At 68.4% G+C, this 17,609-nt stretch carries 15 protein-coding genes; 1 reads left to right on the forward strand and 14 read right to left on the reverse strand.

Going from position 1 to position 17,609, the window contains the following annotated elements; translation table 11 throughout:
- Positions 1-9 precede the first annotated feature (9 nt).
- The 3 genes from AVTE2539_RS25530 to AVTE2539_RS25540 are packed head-to-tail and all read right to left on the reverse strand — an operon-like array spanning position 10 to position 3,089.
- A complete protein-coding gene (locus tag AVTE2539_RS25530; RefSeq protein ID WP_284415045.1) occupies positions 10-1,794 on the reverse strand; it encodes a M14 family metallopeptidase in 1,785 nt (594 codons plus the stop codon).
- A gap of 57 nt (positions 1,795-1,851) precedes the next feature.
- A complete protein-coding gene (locus AVTE2539_RS25535) occupies positions 1,852-2,535 on the reverse strand; it encodes a hypothetical protein (RefSeq protein ID WP_284415047.1) in 684 nt (227 codons plus the stop codon).
- On the reverse strand, positions 2,532-3,089 hold the full coding sequence (locus tag AVTE2539_RS25540) for a pesticin C-terminus-like muramidase (protein WP_284403732.1): 558 nt from the start codon (positions 3,087-3,089) through the stop codon (positions 2,532-2,534). Before AVTE2539_RS25540 ends, AVTE2539_RS25535 begins: the two co-directional genes overlap by 4 nt.
- A 244-nt stretch (positions 3,090-3,333) precedes the next feature.
- Here AVTE2539_RS25540 and AVTE2539_RS25545 point away from each other — a divergent pair, with 244 nt between their 5' ends.
- Entirely contained in the window at positions 3,334-7,023 is a 3,690-nt protein-coding gene (locus tag AVTE2539_RS25545) for a hydantoinase B/oxoprolinase family protein (RefSeq protein ID WP_284415049.1), read from the forward strand.
- A gap of 232 nt (positions 7,024-7,255) precedes the next feature.
- Here the strand turns inward: AVTE2539_RS25545 and mnhG are convergent, their stop codons facing one another.
- The 11 genes from mnhG to rpsA form a co-directional block, all read right to left on the reverse strand.
- Positions 7,256-7,627 (reverse strand): monovalent cation/H(+) antiporter subunit G, encoded by a 372-nt coding sequence (gene mnhG, locus AVTE2539_RS25550; protein ID WP_284401042.1) that lies wholly within the window; start codon positions 7,625-7,627, stop codon positions 7,256-7,258.
- Complete coding sequence (locus tag AVTE2539_RS25555; protein ID WP_284415051.1) at positions 7,624-7,908, reverse strand: K+/H+ antiporter subunit F; 285 nt, start codon at positions 7,906-7,908, stop codon at positions 7,624-7,626. The genes mnhG and AVTE2539_RS25555 overlap by 4 nt, the downstream gene beginning before the upstream one ends.
- Positions 7,905-8,399: a Na+/H+ antiporter subunit E gene (locus AVTE2539_RS25560; protein ID WP_284415053.1), complete on the reverse strand. Its 495-nt coding sequence runs from the start codon at positions 8,397-8,399 to the stop codon at positions 7,905-7,907. Before AVTE2539_RS25560 ends, AVTE2539_RS25555 begins: the two co-directional genes overlap by 4 nt.
- The gene (locus AVTE2539_RS25565; RefSeq protein ID WP_284415099.1) at positions 8,396-10,078 is read right to left on the reverse strand and encodes a monovalent cation/H+ antiporter subunit D; all 1,683 of its coding nucleotides are present in this window, start codon (positions 10,076-10,078) and stop codon (positions 8,396-8,398) included. Before AVTE2539_RS25565 ends, AVTE2539_RS25560 begins: the two co-directional genes overlap by 4 nt.
- Positions 10,079-10,110: 32 nt before the next feature.
- Positions 10,111-10,476 carry a Na+/H+ antiporter subunit C gene (locus AVTE2539_RS25570; protein ID WP_272568874.1) on the reverse strand — a complete coding sequence of 122 codons (366 nt, stop codon included), beginning with the start codon at positions 10,474-10,476 and terminating at the stop codon, positions 10,111-10,113.
- Positions 10,476-13,436: a monovalent cation/H+ antiporter subunit A gene (locus tag AVTE2539_RS25575; RefSeq protein WP_284415055.1), complete on the reverse strand. Its 2,961-nt coding sequence runs from the start codon at positions 13,434-13,436 to the stop codon at positions 10,476-10,478. The genes AVTE2539_RS25570 and AVTE2539_RS25575 overlap by 1 nt, the downstream gene beginning before the upstream one ends.
- Before the next feature lie 99 nt (positions 13,437-13,535).
- The gene (locus AVTE2539_RS25580; protein WP_284415057.1) at positions 13,536-13,868 is read right to left on the reverse strand and encodes a ComEA family DNA-binding protein; all 333 of its coding nucleotides are present in this window, start codon (positions 13,866-13,868) and stop codon (positions 13,536-13,538) included.
- Positions 13,865-15,022, reverse strand: coding sequence for a lipopolysaccharide assembly protein LapB (gene lapB, locus AVTE2539_RS25585; RefSeq protein ID WP_284401038.1), 1,158 nt, complete (start codon positions 15,020-15,022; stop codon positions 13,865-13,867). Before lapB ends, AVTE2539_RS25580 begins: the two co-directional genes overlap by 4 nt.
- Positions 15,012-15,332, reverse strand: coding sequence for a LapA family protein (locus AVTE2539_RS25590; RefSeq protein WP_272568882.1), 321 nt, complete (start codon positions 15,330-15,332; stop codon positions 15,012-15,014). Before AVTE2539_RS25590 ends, lapB begins: the two co-directional genes overlap by 11 nt.
- Before the next feature lie 114 nt (positions 15,333-15,446).
- Entirely contained in the window at positions 15,447-15,776 is a 330-nt protein-coding gene (locus AVTE2539_RS25595; RefSeq protein ID WP_284415059.1) for an integration host factor subunit beta, read from the reverse strand.
- A 103-nt stretch (positions 15,777-15,879) separates the two neighbouring features.
- Positions 15,880-17,565, reverse strand: coding sequence for a 30S ribosomal protein S1 (gene rpsA, locus AVTE2539_RS25600; RefSeq protein ID WP_092739611.1), 1,686 nt, complete (start codon positions 17,563-17,565; stop codon positions 15,880-15,882).
- Positions 17,566-17,609: the final 44 nt, after the last annotated feature.

Raw genomic sequence — 17,609 nt, forward strand, 5'->3', positions numbered from 1 at the left:
TCCTGCCGGTCAGCCGCGTGCGGAAAGAAGGGCCTGCCATGCCTCCACCGCGGCCAGCACGGCGGCCTTTTGCACGCCGTGCGCGAAGCGGAAGGCATCGCCCGACACCGTCTCGTCCGGGAACTCGGTGATGAGCGTGACCGGCGCACCGCGCGGGTTCTCGGACTGCGTGCAGGCCGTGCCATGGATCACCTCGAACGGCAACGCGCCCGCATGGCGTTCGTACAGCGCCATCTGGCGGGCGTTGTACTCAGGCAGGCCGGGGACGCCCTGCAGCGCGGCAGCCACCCGCTCCAGCAGCGCGCGGCCCTCGGCCTGCCAGCCCGGGTGGTGGCGCAGGATCAGAAAGAACCCCTTGGGCACCGTCCACAGGCCGAAGCCGCGCGGCACATAGCCGGACAGGGGCCGGGTCCACTCGTGCGCGGGGTAGCCGTGCAGGTTGATGTGCAATTGCGCGCCGGAAAGTGCCAGGGCCTGTTCGCGGGCCTCCCGCTCGTACAGCGGCGCGGTCTCGCGGTATTCGATGTCGTCGCCCAGCGCGCTGTAGCGCGCGGCATGCTGCATGTGGTGGGCGTGGTGCGCACCCAGTTCGCGGTGCAGCGCGTAGCCGTCGGGGTTCTCCAGCGCGATGAGGGCGAAGTGCGCGCCGGGCTGCGCATGCAGCGCCTCGGCCGCGCGCAGGGCCCCCACGACGCCGGAGGTTTCGTTGGCGTGCTGGCCGCCGCTCAGCAGGATCGGGGCCTCGGTGCCGGTGCGGTACAGGCCCAGCACCTCGCGCCCCTGGCGGCTGCGGGCAGAAAAGCGCTGGCCGCCCAGTTGCTCCATGGCTTGCGCGATGCGCTCGGGCGGCGGGGCCTGGCCCATGTCGTCCAGCGCCTGCCCGGCCGTGGTGTCCGCCCAGGCGCCGGCGTCCTGTGCGGCCACGTCGAAGGCGCGCAGCGCGATGCGCAGGCACGGCGGGCCTTCGTGTTGGCGGATGTCGGGCACGATCTGCCCGGGCTGCAGCCGGCGGTCGCCCGCCGGGCGGCCGGAGTGCTGCTGAAAGAACTCGAGCAGCGAAAAATACAGGTCTTCGTGCAGGGCCTCGTGCAGGCTCATGCATTCGTGCGGCGTGGACAGCGGCTGCTCGAAGCCCGGCAGGTCGACGCGGATGTCCAGCCGTTCGAAGTAGGGCTCCTGCGCGGGCCAGGCATGCTGCCGCAGCGTGTGCATGGCGTGCGCGAAGAGGTCTTCGAAGTCGGTGGATTCGGCCGCATCCAGGTTGCCGCCCGGCGCGCCGGACGCGTCCACGCGCAGCCAGCCCGTGGGCGACAGCAGCGGGTCCGGGCCGGTGGGGTCTTCGTGCACCCGGTTGGGTGCGAAGACCCGATCGGCCGTTTCGCGGCCATCGCGAAAGCGCAGCGCCACGCCATAGTGCAGGTCGTCGGCCCCGGGTTCGAACTGCAGGTCGCACCCGGCCAGCAGGTCGGCCAGCGGATAGGCCTCCAGCAGAAAACGCCCGGGCGAGCCCGTGGCTGGCACCGGGTAGCGCACCGTGGCGGCGGCCAGTTGGGCGGCATCGACCTCTTCCAGAAAGTAGTGCACCAGCGGCTTGTAGGCACTGCGAAAGCGCGCCACCACGCCTACCGCCGCGAGGCGCTGCTCGGCCGCGCGCCGCGCGGTCACGCCCTCGAACAGCCAGCCTTCGATGCGGGCGCCGCGAAATGCGGGTTGGCCGAAACGCTCCACCCAGGCGGACAGGGTGCGGGGAAAGGTCTGGTCCAGCAAGGGACGGTGGGGGGCGAAAGAGGCCATGCGATTCGGTACCTGCGGTGCCCCGGCGATGGGGCTAAAGGAAAGGACCGCCCATTGTCATCGGGGCGAAGCCGCCGCGGTGTACAGGCCGGAAGCCGCACGGGGCGGATGCACGACGATGTTGCTGTACCCGCGGTAGGTGCCGTTCTTGAGCTCGTCCGTCACCCAGACGATCCATTCGGGCGGGCGGCCTTTGCCGTGGTCGATGGTGCCCACGACCTCCAGGCGGAAGAACTGCTCCGGGGTTTCCACCTGGACGGCGCTGCCTTCGGACTGGGGCGTGCCAGGCAGCAGCGCCTGGAGCGTGTGCTTCTTGCCATCGGCGCGATTGCGAAGCGACGAGGGGAACGATCGCAGGTCCAGTTTTTCGTACAGGGTCTTGCCCTGCTTGCCGGAGGCGGCGGCCTTCTGCGCGACGAAAGGCTTGCCGGCGATCACGCGGATGCTGTCGCACAGCCGGTATTCGCTGCGGATCTCGAAGTTGCGGGTCGACTCGACCGGCTGGCTCTTCGACAGCAGATCCGAGTATTCGAGGCAGTTCTTGGCCGACGCGCCGTTGTCGAACGCGAGCGGCGTGCGCTCCGCCGTGAGCGAGGCCTTGAGGTTCTGCAGCGCCGAGAGCAGTTCCGGGTTGGTGACATGCACCACGCCGACCGCGTGGTCGGCGGCAGGCGTGGCATTGGTGGCATGCAGGGCACCGGAAACCATCACGGCGGTGGCCAGGGCGATCCATCGTTTCATTTGACTTTCTCCAGCAGTGCGGCTTCCTTGCCGCGGCGGGTGGGGTACACGTCCCCGAAGTTCTTGAGCAGCTTGACCGCTTCGGTCCAGTCCTGTTCGGTGACGGCCTTCCAGAACTTCGGCGTGGCCGCATCCAGGTTGACGCCGTACTGGAACGACACCGACGCGATGACGGTCTGCGCTTCCGCAGGCAGGTCGATGAAGTTCTTCTTGGCGGCCGTGGCCGAGTCGTACTTCAGCTTCACGCTGGCGATGTGGCTGGCCTTGGTGGCCTTGTCGATGGACTCGGCCTCGGCGGCGGTGATCGTCAGCGGGGTCTTCTCGATCAGCGTCTTGGCATCGGCGCCCTTGGTGCCGAGGTAGGGTTTGAGCTTGGTGACCAGGCCGCTGGCCAGGCCCAGGTTCTTCAGATCGCTTTCGGAGCGTTGGCCCAGGTCGAACCCGGTCGCGATGGTCACGCCGCTCTTGCTCACGTTGGCCGCTGGCACGTAGCCGGTGGTCAGCGAGCCGCCCTCCAGGGCGCTCAGGAATGCATAGTCGATTTGTTCTGGCATGTCTGGTGGATGAAGGTGATCGGTGGCTGCCGCACTCGGAGGAATGGGCCGGTTCGTTGAGAAGAGGGGAATCGAAAAATCGCGCCCCCTGGGATGCGAGCGGGCCGCCGCAGCGTCGTGCCGCGGGCCGAAGATATCATCGAAAAAGGTCGGCAAATCGTGGATGTTCTCCTGGCTCGCAGGTGATGCCTGCGTCAATGTTGTCCAAACATTTCATTCGTAACAGGCTGAGGAAAACATCGACATGGCAACACAACTGTGGCAGTTCTGGGTGGACCGTGGCGGCACCTTCACCGACGTGGTGGGCCGCCGGCCCGACGGCACCCTGGTCACGCACAAGCTGCTGTCCGAAAACCCCGGGCACTATCGCGATGCCGCGGTGGCCGGCATCCGCCACCTGCTGGGCCTGGCGCCCGGCGCGCCCGTGTCGCCCAAGCAGGTGGAGTGCGTGAAGATGGGCACCACCGTGGCCACCAACGCGCTGCTGGAGCGCAAGGGCGAGCCCACGCTGCTGGTGACCACGCGGGGCTTTCGCGATGCGCTGCGCATCGCCTACCAGAACCGCCCCCGCCTGTTCGACCGCCGCATCGTGCTGCCCGAGCTGCTGTACAGCCGCGTGATTGAGGCGCAGGAGCGCGTGGGTGCCCATGGCGAGGTCGAGCAGGCGCTGGACGAGGCCCACCTGCGCGAGCGCCTGTGGGCCGCCCACGACGCGGGCCTGCGCAGCGTGGCCATCGTGTTCATGCACGGCTACCGCTACACCGCGCACGAGCAGGCGGCGGCGCGGCTCGCGCGCGAGGCGGGCTTCACGCAGGTGAGCACCTCGCACGGCACCAGCCCGCTGATGAAGTTCGTGAGCCGGGGCGACACCACGGTGGTCGATGCCTACCTGTCGCCCATCCTGCGCCGCTACGTGGAGCAGGTGGCGGCCGAGATGCCGGGCGTGCCGCTGTACTTCATGCAGTCGTCGGGCGGGCTCACCGATGCGCACCGTTTCCAGGGCAAGGACGCGATCCTCTCCGGCCCGGCCGGTGGCATCGTGGGGATGGCGCGCACGGCGGAACTGGCCTTCGCGGGCCAGGCGCGCGGGGCCGCAGGCCCAGGCGATTCGGTGCGCGTGATCGGCTTCGACATGGGCGGCACCTCCACCGACGTGAGCCACTATGCGGGCGAGTTCGAGCGCGAGTTCGAAACCCAGGTGGCGGGCGTGCGCATGCGCGCGCCGATGATGAGCATCCACACCGTGGCCGCCGGCGGCGGCTCGCTGCTGGAATACGACGGTGCGCGCTTTCGCGTGGGCCCGCAGAGCGCGGGCGCCAACCCGGGGCCGGCCAGCTATCGCCGGGGCGGGCCGCTGGCCGTGACCGATGCCAACGTGATGGTGGGCAAGATCCAGCCCGCGCACTTTCCGCACGTGTTCGGCCATGGCGGCGACGAGCCGCTCGATGCGGGCGTGGTGCAGGCCCGCTTCGCCGACCTCGCGGCGCAGGCCGGCCGCGCCGCGCACGACGTGGCGCACGGCTTCATCCAGATCGCGGTGCAGCAGATGGCCAATGCCATCAAGAAGATCTCGGTCGCACGGGGCTACGACGTCACGCGCTACACGCTGCAGTGCTTCGGCGGCGCGGGCGGGCAGCATGCCTGTCTGGTGGCCGATGCGCTGGGCATGCAGCGCGTGTTCGTGCACCCGCTGGCCGGCGTGTTGTCGGCCTATGGCATGGGCCTGGCCGACCAGAACCTGATCCGCGAGCAGGCAGTGGAGGCGCGCCTGTCGCCAGAGGCCCTGGGCGGCATCGCCCACGCGCTGGATGCGCTGGCCCAGGCGGCCCGGGCCGAGATGGCACAGCAGCAGCAAGGCGGTGCGCCGGTGTCGGTGCGCCGCCGGGTGCATGTGCGGTACGAGGGCTCGGACGCGGCGCTGGTCGTGCCCGTCGGCGACGTGCCGGAGGTGGCGGCCATCACGGCGGGGTTCGAGGCCGCCTACCGCCAGCGCTTCGCCTTTCTCATGCGGGGCCGGGCGTTGATCGTGGAGGCGGTCTCGGTCGAGGCGGTGGTGGCCGGCGACGCGCCGGTCGAACCGATGCAGGCCCTGCACCCGCCGCGCGAGGCGCCGCGCCGTGGCACCGTGCGCATGTACACCGTGGGCGTGGACGGCGTGCCCGCGTGGCACGACGCGGCCCTGGTGGTGCGCGAGGACCTGCGCCCCGGCGACGTGATCGCCGGCCCGGCCATCATTGCCGAGAAGAACGCCACCACCGTGGTGGAGCCGGGCTGGCAGGCCGCGCTGACGGCCCTCGACCACCTGGTGATCGACCGCACCATCGCGCGCAGTGTGCGGCATGCGCTGGGCACCACGGTGGACCCGGTGCTGCTGGAGGTGTTCAACAACCTCTTCATGAACATCGCCGAACAGATGGGCCTGCAGTTGCAGAACACCGCGCACTCGGTGAACATCAAGGAGCGCCTGGATTTCAGCTGCGCGCTGTTCGACGCCGAAGGCCACCTGATCGCCAACGCGCCGCACATGCCGGTGCACCTGGGCTCGATGGGCGAGAGCATCAAGGCGGTCATCTACCGCAATGCCGGCCGCATGCAGCCGGGCGACGTGTACGTGCTGAACGACCCGTACCACGGCGGCACCCACCTGCCGGACATCACCGTCATCACGCCCGTGTACCTGGCCGAAGAGGCCGAGCCCACGTTTTACGTCGGCAGCCGCGGCCACCATGCCGACGTGGGCGGCATCACCCCCGGCTCGATGCCGCCGTTTTCCACGCGCATTGAGGAAGAGGGCGTGCAGATCGACAACGTCAAGCTGGTGGAGCGCGGCATGCTGCGCGAGGCCGAAATGGTGGCCCTGCTGCAAAGCGGCGAATACCCCAGCCGCAACCCGCAGCAGAACCTGGCCGACCTGAAGGCGCAGATCGCCGCCAACGAAAAGGGCGTGCAGGAGCTGCGGCGCATGGTGCAGCAGTTCGGCCTGCCCGTGGTGCAGGCCTACATGGGCCATGTGCAGGACAACGCCGAGGAGTCGGTGCGCCGGGCCATCACCCGTCTGGCCGCCCGGCTCCAGGACGGTGCCTTCACGCTGCCGCTGGACAACGGCGCGCAGATCCAGGTCGCGGTGCGCGTGGACGCCGCCGCCCGCAGCGCGGTGATCGACTTCACCGGCACCTCGGCGCAGCAGGCGAACAACTTCAACGCGCCCACGGCGGTGTGCATGGCCGCGGTGCTGTACGTGTTCCGCTCGCTAGTGGACGACGACATTCCGCTGAACGCCGGCTGCCTCAAGCCGCTGCAGGTCATCATCCCGCCCGGCTCCATGCTCAACCCCCTGCCGCCGGCGTCCGTGGTGGCGGGCAACGTGGAAACCTCCACCTGCATCACCAATGCGCTGCTGGGCGCGTTGGGTGTGTCGGCGGGCAGCCAGTGCACGATGAACAATTTCACCTTCGGCAACGACCGCCACCAGTACTACGAGACCATCTCGGGCGGCAGCGGCGCCGGTGGGGTGTTCGGCGACGACGGGGACTGCGTGGACGGTTTCGACGGCACGAACGTGGTGCAGACGCACATGACCAACTCGCGCCTGACCGATCCGGAGATCCTGGAGTTCCGCTTTCCGGTGCGGCTGGAGAGCTATGCCATCCGCACTGATTCGGGTGGAGCAGGGCGGTGGAAGGGCGGCAACGGCGGCGTGCGCCGGGTGCGGTTTCTCGAACCCATGACGGCCGGCATCCTGTCGAACGGGCGCCGCCACGGTGCGTTCGGCATGGCGGGCGGCCAGCCGGGGCAGCCGGGCATCAACCGGGTGGTGCGTGCGGACGGCCGGGTGGAGGTGCTGGAGCACATCGGCCAGGCGCAGATGGAGCCGGGCGACGTGTTCGAGGTGCACACGCCGGGTGGCGGCGGCTTCGGCGGGGTGGGTTCTTGATTCGAGCGGAAAAGGCCGCCAGCGAATATTCCACTAGGGCATCATGCTATTGAATTAATAGCATTTGGCTGTATCCAGCCACAGATGCCGCTCGTCCGGTGCGGACCGTTCGGCATGTGGTCAAACAGGCCGTGGCGGCATATTCTTCTAGGGCATATTGCTACAAATTTGGTAGCAAGTACATCGAAGAATGCGTCGAGAAACACGCCGAGAAGATGCGCCGACGATCGCCTCAGGAGTCGCGGTCGGTGCTCTCGTGCAGGCGGCTCAGGCTGGGCGGCACGTTCTGGCCGGCCCGGCGCGCGCGGAACAGGGCGGCGCGCATCAGGAAGATGTTGGTCACCGGCACGGTGACCGCCACGAACAGGCCGATGAGCAGCGCGTGCAGCGCCAGCCCGGCGCCCTGGACCGAAAAGTACAGCAGCGTGGCCAGCACGATGCACCAGCACCCGAGCGTGGCGATCACGGACGGCGCGTGCACCCGCTCGAAGTAGGTCGGCAGGCGCAGCAGTCCGAGCGATCCCAGCAGGGCGATGCCGCACCCGGCCAGCACCAGGGCCGCGATGGCGATCTCGGCCCACAGGGGCAGGGTGGTGGCGGTCATTCGATCACCTCGCCGCGCAGCAGGAACTTGGCCATCGCCGTGGAGCTGGCAAAGCCCAGCAGCGCGATCAGCAGCGCCGCCTCGAAGTAGTTCGTGCTGCCGTAGTAGATGCCCAGCACCAGCATGCACAGCATGCCGTTCAGGTACATGCAGTCCAAGGCCAGCACCCGGTCCTGCGCCGACGGGCCCTTGAGCATGCGCACCAGGGCGCAGGACATCGCCAGCACCAGCAGGAAGACGGCGACCGGCAGCGCGATGGACAGGATGGAACCGTTGGTCATGATTCGAAAATCTCCATCAGGGGGCGCTCGTAGCGCGTTTTGACGTGATCGATGGCGGCCTGCTTGTCGTCCAGCTCCAGCACGTGCAGCATCAGCACCGAACGGTCCAGCGACAGTTCGGCCCACGACGTGCCGGGGGTGATGCACACGATCATCGCCAGCACCGCCAGGGCGTTCGGGTCGCGCATCTCCAGTGGAATCTGCACGAAGCCCGGCGGGTGCGGCCGGTGGCCCGATGGCGTTGCCAGAAAGCGCAGCAGCCGCAGGTTGGACGCCACGCTGTCGGCGATGACGGACGCCACCAGCCGCAGCACGGTGCCGGGCCGGCGGATGCGCACCGGCAGGGGCCGCAGGCCACGCGTGAGCACCGGGATGGCGATGGCCACGCACGCCGCCAGCACGAGCTGCCCGGCACTCACCGAGCGGTTGAGCATCAGCCACATCACGAACAGCGCCACGGACAGCAGCGGGGCCGGGAACAGGCGCTTCATGGCGTTTCCTTCGCGGGCGGCTGCGCCGGCGTGACCGGCCCGGGCACGGGCCGCGCCGACATCACCGCGCGGATGTAGCTGGACGGTGTGTGCAACGCGTTGGCGGTGGCCTGCGTGAACCGCATCACCGCGCCGGCGTACAGCGTGAGGCCGATGCACCCGGCCAGCAGCAGCGCGATCGGCAGGCCTTCCAGCACGCGCAACTGGGGCGGGCGGCGGTCGTGCGTGGTCCAGAAATAGCGGATGCCGGTGCGGGTGAGGGCGATCAGCGCGAACAGGCCGGTGACGATCATCAGCGCCAGCAGCACCCATCCCGGCGTGCCGGGCTGGTAGCCGGAAGACGAGCCCAGGCCCAGCGGGTTGAGCAGCGCCGTCAGCATGGCGAACTTGCCCACGAAGCCCGACAGCGGCGGCAGCCCGGCGATCACCAGCGTGCACAGCAGGTAGGCCAGGCCCAGGAAGGCGGCGGCGGCGGGAATGACCCGGCCGATCAGCACGGTCTCGTCCTCGTCGAGGTTCAGGCCCGCGGCGGGCACCAGCTCGGCCGTGAGGAAGGGCGCGTCGTCGTGCCGCTCGTGCGGCGCGAGCGTGGCGCCGTCGTTGCGCCAGCGGTCGATCAGGTCGCCCAGCAGGAACATCGCGCTGATCGCCAGCGTGGAGCTGGGCAGGTAGTACAGCAGCCCGGCGGTCAGCACGTTCTGCCCGAAGCCGGCCGCCGCCAGCAGCGTGCCGGACGAAAGAATGGCCGCATAGCCCGCCAGGTGCGTGAGCCGCTGCGAGCCCAGCATGCCGATGCCGCCGAAGGCCATGGTGATCATGCCGCCGCCGATCAGCCACAGGCTGCCGAACAGCGCGGAGGCGCCGGCCTCGCTGCTGAACATGAGCGTCCACAGCCGCAGGATGGTGTACACGCCCACCTTGGTCATCAGCGCGAACAGCGCGCCGGCCGGCGCGGTCGCGGCGCTGTAGGCCGGCACCAGCCAGAAGTTGAGCGGCCACATCGCGGCCTTGATGAGGAAGGCCGTGGCCAGGATGGCCGCCGCCGCGTGCAGCAGGCCGCGGTCCGCCGCCGCCACCTTGGGAATGCTCTGCGCCAGATCGGCCATGTTCAGCGTGCCGGTGATGCCGTACAGCATCGACACGCCGATGAGGAACAGCGACGACGCCGCCAGGTTGATCGCGATGTAGTGCAGCCCGGCCTGCACGCGCGTGCGGCCTGAGCCGTGCAGCAGCAGCCCGTAGGAGGCGGCCAGCATGATCTCGAAGAACACGAACAGGTTGAACAGGTCGGCGGTGAGGAACGCGCCCGCCAGCCCCATCAGCTGGAACTGGAACAGCGGGTGGTAGTGCACCCCGGCGCGGTGCCAGCGCGCGGCGGCGAAGACGATGGAGCACAGGGCGACGGCACTGGTCAGCACCAGCATCATGGCCGAGAGCCGGTCCAGCGCCAGCACGATGCCGAACGGCGCGGGCCAGTTGCCCGGCAGGTACACGCCCATGGTGGTGGGCACGGTGGCCTGGGCCGTCCACAGCAGCAGCGCCGTGGCCACCAGCAGGCCGAGGAAGGTGGAGGCGATGTTCAGGCCCAGCTTGAGCCGCTGGCGCTCTTCGCGCAGCAGCAGCATCAGCGCGGCGGTGAGCAGCGGCAGCACGATGGGCACCAGCATCAGGTGCGGCATCCATGCGGAAAGGGCGTGCGCGAGGGCCGGGGTCACGGCATCTCCTGCACGTCGTGCGAGCGCGTGCCGTCCACATGGTCGGTGCCCGACATGCCGCGCGATGCCAGCAGCACCACGAGGAACAGCGCCGTCATGGCGAAGCCGATCACGATGGCGGTCAGCACCAGCGCCTGCGGCATGGGGTCGGCATAGTGCAGCAGGTCCTTCGGAACACCTTCCACCAGCACGGGTTCCTTGTTGATGGCCAGGCCCAGGCGGCCCATGCTGAAGATGAACAGGTTGACGGCATACGACAGCAGGGCCAGGCCCATGATGACCTGGAAGGTCCGTGGGCGCAGCAGCAGCCACACGCCGGAGCCGGTGAGCACGCCGATGGCAATGGCGAGAACGATTTCCATCAGCGGGCTCCTCCTTCGGGGGCGGTGGTGTCGGGGCTGGCCGCCAGCTCGGCCTCGCGTTCCTCGGCCAGGCGCGCGTGGTAGCGGTGGCCGCGCACCGATTGGTGGGCGATGGCGGTGAGGATCAGCAGCGTCGAGCCGACGACCAGGGTGAACACGCCGATGTCGAAGAACAGCGCGCTGGCGATGTGGATCTCGCCGATCACCGGCAGGTGCAGGTGCGCGGTGTGGCTGGTCAGGAACGGGTAGCCCAGCGCGATGGCGCCCAGCCCGGTGCCCAGGGCGAACAGCAACCCCATGCCGATCCAGCGGCGCGGGTACAGCGGCAGATGCGCCTCGACCCAGTGCGTGCCCGAGATGATGTATTGCAGCAGCAGCCCCACCGACAGCACCAGCCCGGCCACGAAGCCGCCGCCCGGCTCGTTGTGGCCGCGCATGAACATGTAGAACGACACCAGGGCCGTGAACGGCAGCAGCAGCCGCACCAGCACGGCGGGCACCATCAGGTAGCCGATGGCGGTGTCGGTCGCATTGCGCGGATTGAGCAGGTCGGTCTGAAGGTCGGCCGGCATGTTGCGCTGCTGCTCGGGCAGGTCCATGGTCTCGCGCGCCGGGCGGAAGCGGCGCAGCAGCGCATACACCGTCAGGGCGACGATGCCCAGCACCACGATCTCGCCGAAGGTGTCGAAGCCGCGGAAGTCCACCAGCATCACGTTGACCACGTTGGTGCCGCCGCCCTCGGTCTGCGCGCGCTCCAGGAAGAAGGTGGAGGTGCTTTCGGGGAACGGCCGGCTCATCATGGTGAAGGCCAGCCACGCCATGCCGCCGCCGGCGGCCAGCGCCACCGCCATGTCGCGCAGCCGCCGTGCCCGCACGATGCCCGGGTGGGTGGTGTCCACGCCGCGCAGCCGCTCGTCGCGCCGGGGCAGCCAGCGCAGGCCCAGCAGCACGAGCACGGTGGTGACGATCTCCACCACGATCTGCGTCAGCGCCAGGTCGGGCGCCGAGAACCACAAAAAGGTGATGCAGGTGCACAGGCCCGCGCCGCCCATGAGCGTCAGCGCCGCCAGCCGGTGGTACTTGGCCTGCCACGCGGCGGCCACCGCGCAGATCGAGCCCAGCGTCCACAGCACGACGAAGGCCGGCGACAGGGGCAGCGTGCCGCGGTCGCCGAGCTGCAGGCCCTGCGTCCACAGCGGCAGGGCCGCGCCGGCCAGCGCCGCCAGCACCAGCCACAGCATTTGCCACTGCAGTCGCGGCGTGGCCATCAGCCGCCGCCCGTTGTGCCCGCACAGCGTGAGCCAGGTGAGGGCGATCTCGAACAGGCGCCGTCCGCTCACGCGGTAGATGAGCGGGGGCGCATCCACCTTGCCGGCGGCGCGCTGGCGGCGCAGCAGAAGGTAGAGCGCGGTGCCGCCGCCCAGGGCGACCAGGCTCATCACGAAGGGGGTATTGAAGCCGTGCCAGATGGCCAGGCTGAACTCGGGCAACGGGCCGCCGACCACCGGCCGCGCCGCCGCGTCCAGGTACTGGCCGACCGACCACGCGGGAAAGATGCCGACCACGAGGCAGGCCAGCACCAGCAGTTCCACGGGCACGCGCATCCAGTGCGGCGGCTCGTGCGGCTGGCGCGGCAGGTCTTGCGCGCGCGGGCCCCAGAACACGTCCACGATGAACCGCAGCGAGTAGGCCACGCTGAACACGCCGGCCAGCGTGGCGGCGACGGGCAGCACGGTCGCCACCAGCGGCGAGGCGTCGAGGAACACCGTCTCGGCGAAGAACATTTCCTTGGACAGAAAGCCGTTGAGCAGCGGCACGCCCGCCATGGAGGCGCTGGCCACCATCGCCAGGGTGGCCGTCACCGGCATCATGGTGCGCAGCCCGGACAGGCGCCGGATGTCGCGCGTGCCGCTTTCATGGTCCACGATGCCCGCCGCCATGAAGAGCGAGGCCTTGAAGGTGGCGTGGTTCATGATGTGGAACACCGCCGCCACCGCCGCCAGTGGGCTGTTCAGCCCCAGCAGCAGCGTGATCAGGCCCAGGTGCGAGATCGTGGAATACGCCAGCAGCCCTTTGAGGTCGTTCTGGAACATGGCCGCATAGCCGCCCACCAGCAGCGTGCACACGCCCGCGCCGCCCACCAGCCAGAACCAGGGCTCGGTGCCGCCCATCACGGGCCACATGCGCGCCAGCAGGAAGACGCCCGCCTTGACCATCGTGGCCGAGTGCAGGTAGGCCGACACAGGCGTCGGCGCGGCCATGGCGTTGGGCAGCCAGAAGTGGAAGGGAAACTGCGCGCTCTTGGTCAGCGCACCCAGCAGCACCAGCACCAGGGCCGCCAGGTACCACGGGTGGTTGCGGATCTGCTCGCCGGCGGCCAGCACATGGTCGAGGTCGTAGCTACCCACGATGTGCCCGATCACCAGCATGCCTGCCAGCATGCACAGCCCGCCCGTGCCCGTCACGGTGAGCGCCATGCGAGCGCCCCGGCGCGCGTCCTGGCGGTGGTACCAGTAGCCGATCAGCAGGAAGGAGAACAGGCTGGTGAGCTCCCAGAAGAAGGCCAGCTGGATGATGTTGCCCGACAGCACCACGCCGGCCATGGCGCCCATGAACGCCAGGAAGAACGAGAAGAAGCGCGGCACCGGATCGGCCGGCGACATGTAGTAGCGCGCATACAGCACCACCAGCGAGCCGATGCCCAGGATCAGCATGCAGAACATCCAGGCGAATCCGTCCATGCGGATCACCAGGTTCAGCCCCAGCGCGGGCAGCCAGGGGATTTCCTGGCGCAGCACCCCGCCCGCGGCGATCTCCGGAAAGTACAGCGCAGCCTGCACCGCACAGAACAGCGCGATCGCACCGGCGAGCGTGGATTCGGTGTTGCGCGCGTTCGACGGCAGCACCGCCGCCAGCAGGCTGCCGATGAAGGGGAGGAGGACGAGGAGGATCAGGGGCATGCCCGAACGATTCTACGGGCATGCCTTTCGGACATGCTATGAATACCCTAGCAGAGCCCGGAGATTGGGCGTGCTGCGGGCTCGCAATCCGTTGGGTGTCTAACGCGACGCGCCCGCCATGGGCGGCAATGGGGCGGCTGTGGCCCGCGCGCCGTCGAACGCGGCACCGTTCACCGTGAGGCCTTCGCTGGACAGGCGCGCGGCAGAGGCCTTGCCCAGGCCCGGGACGCGGCCGACGAGGTCCGGCCAGTTCTGGAACGGGCCTTTCTCCCGGGCTTGGAGAATCCTGGCCGACAGCGCCGGGCCGATGCCTTTGACTCCGTCGAGGTCGGCAACGGACGCCGTGTTGACCTCCACGGCCGCCACGGCCGCCACGCAGTGAACGGCCGCAGCCGCGGCCACGAGCAGAGCCTTGATCCTCGGAAGCTTCATAGCTCTTCCACGCGCCGGGCGGGGTAGCTGTCCCAGGTCTGGCAGCCGGGGCATTGCCAAAAATGCTGCCGGGCCTCGAAGCCGCAGGCCGCGCAGCGGTAGCGGGTGAGCGGCTTGGTCGCCTGGTCCAGCGCCTTTTGCACCTGGGGATGGAACTGCTCGTGCTCCAGTGTTTCCTGCGCCAGCCACTTCGCGGCCGCCACCAGCGAGGGCTCCTTGTCCAGATGGCGCACGTACCACTGCGGCCCGGGCCGGGACGCGTCGCCCGAGGCGGCGTCCATCGACACGATGGCCTCCAGCATGTCCAGCGACGGCGCCCGCTCGTAATGGCCCAGCAGCAGCTGGTAGGTTTCCTCGGCGCGCTGGGTGGCTGCGCCCACCTCGACCAGCAACGGGGCGGCCAGGGGCAGGGCGCCGGGCGATTCGCGCGACAGTTCCAGCAGCGTGGAAAACGCCTGTTCCGGCCGGCCGCAGCGGTGGTGCAGGCGGGCCAGTTCGATGCGCGGGCGGGGCGCGTGGGGCGCGGCGGCCACGGCCTCTTCGAACTGCGCCTGCGCGGCTTCCTGGTCGCCTTGCGCGGCCCGCGCGATGGCCTGCTCGCACAGGTAGTGGGCCTGCCGCGTGCTGAAGTCGCCCTGGTGCGATCCGTGCATCTTGCGGGCGATGGCCGCCGCCTGCGGCCAGTCGCGCGAGCGTTCGTAGATGGCCAGCAGGGCCAGGCGCGACTGGCTCTCGAACGGCGTGTTCTCCAGCCGCCGCAAGGCATCTTCGGCGCGGTCGAGCAGGCCGGCCTTGAGGAAGTCCAGGGCCAGCGCATGCTGCGCCCGGTCGCGGTCGGTGCGGCTCAGGTCGCCGCGCGACAGCAAGTGCTCGTGCACGCGGACCGCGCGGTTGTACTCGCCACGGCGGCGAAAGAGGTTGCCCAGCGCGAAATGCAGCTCGGACGTGTCCGGATCGTTCTGCACCGCCTCGATGAACGCATCGATTGCCTGGTCCTGCTGCTCGTTGAGCAGGAAGTTCAGGCCCTTGAAATAGGCCTTGGGCGCGCGGCGGTTCTCCTCGCGCAATTGCCGCAGGTCGAAGCGGGAGGCGAACCACCCCAGCACGAACGCCAGCGGCAGGCCCAGCAGCAGCCAGCTGAAATCAAATTCCATGGATGGAGGGCGGTTGTTGTTGCAGGTCCGGCACGGCTGGAGCCGCGACCGGTGCGGGGGCCGGGGCTTCAGCCGGCAACGCGGCCTGTGCGCGCCGGGCGGCGCTGCGGTGCTTCCACCAGCGGGGCACCATGCCCAGCACGCCCACGACGACCCCGGCCGCGAAGGCCGTCAGCACGACGAGCACCAGGGGCGCGCTCCAGTGCGTGCCGAAAAAGAAGTGCACGGTGGCGTCTTGCTGGTTGTTCAGTGCAAAAGCGAACAGGGTAAAAAAAATGGCTGCCTTGAGCAGCCACAGGAGGTATTTCATGCGTCTCCCCGGTGGTGTGGGGGCATTCTACGGGCACGCCGTGGCGCGTCTGCCATCTGCGCCGATACCCGTGCCACGGGCTCCCGGCGCTTGACAGCCAAGCGCAGGCAGCTATCAATTTTGATGTTTTTGCGACGGTGCATCGACGATGCCCATTTCGACCGTGCGCTGGTCTACGGCTTCGCGCAGGGCCTTGCCGGGCTTGAAGTGGGGCACGCGCTTTTCCGGGATCGCCACGGCTTCGCCGCTGCGGGGATTGCGGCCCATGCGGGGCGGGCGGCGGTTGACCGAAAAGCTGCCAAAACCCCGGATCTCGATGCGGTGGCCACGCACCAATGCGTCGCCCACGGCGTCCAGAATGGTCTTGACGGCGTATTCGGCATCGCGCTGGGTGAGCTGGCTGAACCGTGCCGCCAGTTCTTCAACGAGGTCTGATCGGGTCATGGAATCCTAGTCTTTGCAACCTGGGAAACAGAACAAAAAGAAGCGGGCGCACGAGGCGCCCGCCATTCACAACCGCCGAAGCGGTCGTTGCCTGACTCTCGGATTACTTGTCCGAGTTGTCCAGCTTGGCGCGCAGCAGGGCGCCCAGGCTGGTCGTGCCGGCGCTTTCGCGGCTCGATTGCTGGCTCAGGTTGGCCATGGCGCCTTGCTCGTCGGCCATGTCCTTTTGCTTGATGGACAGCTGGATGTTGCGGGTCTTGCGGTCCACGTTCACCACCACGGCCGTGACTTCGTCGCCTTCCTTGAGCACATTGCGGGCATCTTCCACGCGGTCGCGGGAGATTTCCGAGGCGCGCAGGTAGCCGATGATGTCTTCGCCGAGGTCGATTTCAGCGCCACGGGCGTCCACGGTCTTGACCTTGCCGGTCACCGTCTGGCCCTTGTCGTTCACCGTCACGAAGGTGGTGAATGGGTCGCCGTCGAGCTGCTTGATGCCCAGCGAGATGCGTTCGCGGTCCACGTCCACGGCCAGCACGATCGCTTCGACTTCCTGACCCTTCTTGTAGTTGCGAACGGCGGCTTCGCCGGTTTCGTTCCAGGACAGGTCGGACAGGTGCACCAGGCCGTCGATGCCGGCAGCCAGGCCCACGAACACGCCGAAGTCGGTGATCGACTTGATCGGGCCCTTGACGCGGTCGCCGCGCTTGGTGTTCTGCGCGAACTCTTGCCATGGGTTGGCCTTGCACTGCTTCATGCCCAGGCTGATGCGGCGCTTGTCTTCGTCGATCTCGAGGACCATGACTTCGACTTCGTCACCCAGCGACACGAGCTTGGAAGGAGCGATGTTCTTGTTGGTCCAGTCCATTTCGGAGACGTGCACCAGGCCTTCGATGCCGGGTTCCAGTTCCACGAATGCGCCGTAGTCGGCAATGTTCGTGACCTTGCCGAACAGGCGGGTGCCCGAAGGATAGCGACGCGAAACGCCCATCCAGGGATCGTCGCCCATTTGCTTGAGGCCCAGGGACACGCGGTTCTTTTCGGTGTCGAACTTGAGGATCTTGGCCGTGATTTCCTGACCGGCCGTGACCACTTCCGAAGGATGGCGAACGCGGCGCCATGCCATGTCGGTGATGTGCAGCAGGCCGTCGATGCCGCCCAGGTCCACGAACGCACCGTATTCGGTGATGTTCTTGACCACGCCCTGGACGATGGAGCCTTCCTTCAGGGTTTCCATCAGCTTGGCGCGCTCTTCGCCCATGGAGGCTTCCACCACCGCGCGGCGCGACAGCACCACGTTGTTGCGCTTGCGGTCGAGCTTGATGACCTTGAATTCCAGTGTCTTGTTTTCGTAAGGCGTCAGGTCCTTGATCGGACGCGTGTCGATCAGCGAACCTGGCAGGAAGGCGCGGATGCCGTTGACCAGCACCGTGAGGCCACCCTTGACCTTGCCGCTGGTCGTGCCGGTGACGAATTCGCCGGATTCCAGGGCCTTTTCCAGCGCCAGCCAGGAGGCCAGGCGCTTGGCGGTGTCACGCGACAGGATGGTGTCGCCGTAACCGTTTTCGATCGAGCCGATGGCCACGGAGACGAAATCGCCCACCTGGACTTCGACTTCGCCCTTGTCGTTCTTGAACTCTTCCAGGGGCACGTAGGCTTCGGACTTGAGGCCGGCGTTCACCACGACGAAGTTGTGTTCCACGCGCACGACTTCGGCGGTGATCACTTCGCCCGGACGCATTTCGGTGCGTGTCAAGGACTCTTCGAAAAGGGCGGCAAAAGATTCAGACATGTATTTCCTAAAGCCGCAAACAGGGTTCCGACAGCACCATCGCT

The organism is Acidovorax sp. SUPP2539 (assembly GCF_030158975.1).
GTDB lineage: Bacteria > Pseudomonadota > Gammaproteobacteria > Burkholderiales > Burkholderiaceae_C > Paracidovorax.

Coding starts and splice junctions, on each gene's coding strand:
- AVTE2539_RS25565 (WP_284415099.1), bottom strand. CDS start 10,078: ATGCCGCACCTGATGCTGGTGCCCATCGTGCTGCCGCTGCTCACCGCC.
- AVTE2539_RS25555 (WP_284415051.1), bottom strand. CDS start 7,908: ATGACCAACGGTTCCATCCTGTCCATCGCGCTGCCGGTCGCCGTCTTC.
- AVTE2539_RS25545 (WP_284415049.1), top strand. CDS start 3,334: ATGGCAACACAACTGTGGCAGTTCTGGGTGGACCGTGGCGGCACCTTC.
- AVTE2539_RS25530 (WP_284415045.1), bottom strand. CDS start 1,794: ATGGCCTCTTTCGCCCCCCACCGTCCCTTGCTGGACCAGACCTTTCCC.
- AVTE2539_RS25560 (WP_284415053.1), bottom strand. CDS start 8,399: ATGAAGCGCCTGTTCCCGGCCCCGCTGCTGTCCGTGGCGCTGTTCGTG.
- lapB (WP_284401038.1), bottom strand. CDS start 15,022: ATGGAATTTGATTTCAGCTGGCTGCTGCTGGGCCTGCCGCTGGCGTTC.
- rpsA (WP_092739611.1), bottom strand. CDS start 17,565: ATGTCTGAATCTTTTGCCGCCCTTTTCGAAGAGTCCTTGACACGCACC.
- AVTE2539_RS25570 (WP_272568874.1), bottom strand. CDS start 10,476: ATGGAAATCGTTCTCGCCATTGCCATCGGCGTGCTCACCGGCTCCGGC.
- AVTE2539_RS25535 (WP_284415047.1), bottom strand. CDS start 2,535: ATGAAACGATGGATCGCCCTGGCCACCGCCGTGATGGTTTCCGGTGCC.
- mnhG (WP_284401042.1), bottom strand. CDS start 7,627: ATGACCGCCACCACCCTGCCCCTGTGGGCCGAGATCGCCATCGCGGCC.
- AVTE2539_RS25580 (WP_284415057.1), bottom strand. CDS start 13,868: ATGAAGCTTCCGAGGATCAAGGCTCTGCTCGTGGCCGCGGCTGCGGCC.
- AVTE2539_RS25595 (WP_284415059.1), bottom strand. CDS start 15,776: ATGACCCGATCAGACCTCGTTGAAGAACTGGCGGCACGGTTCAGCCAG.
- AVTE2539_RS25590 (WP_272568882.1), bottom strand. CDS start 15,332: ATGAAATACCTCCTGTGGCTGCTCAAGGCAGCCATTTTTTTTACCCTG.
- AVTE2539_RS25575 (WP_284415055.1), bottom strand. CDS start 13,436: ATGCCCCTGATCCTCCTCGTCCTCCTCCCCTTCATCGGCAGCCTGCTG.
- AVTE2539_RS25540 (WP_284403732.1), bottom strand. CDS start 3,089: ATGCCAGAACAAATCGACTATGCATTCCTGAGCGCCCTGGAGGGCGGC.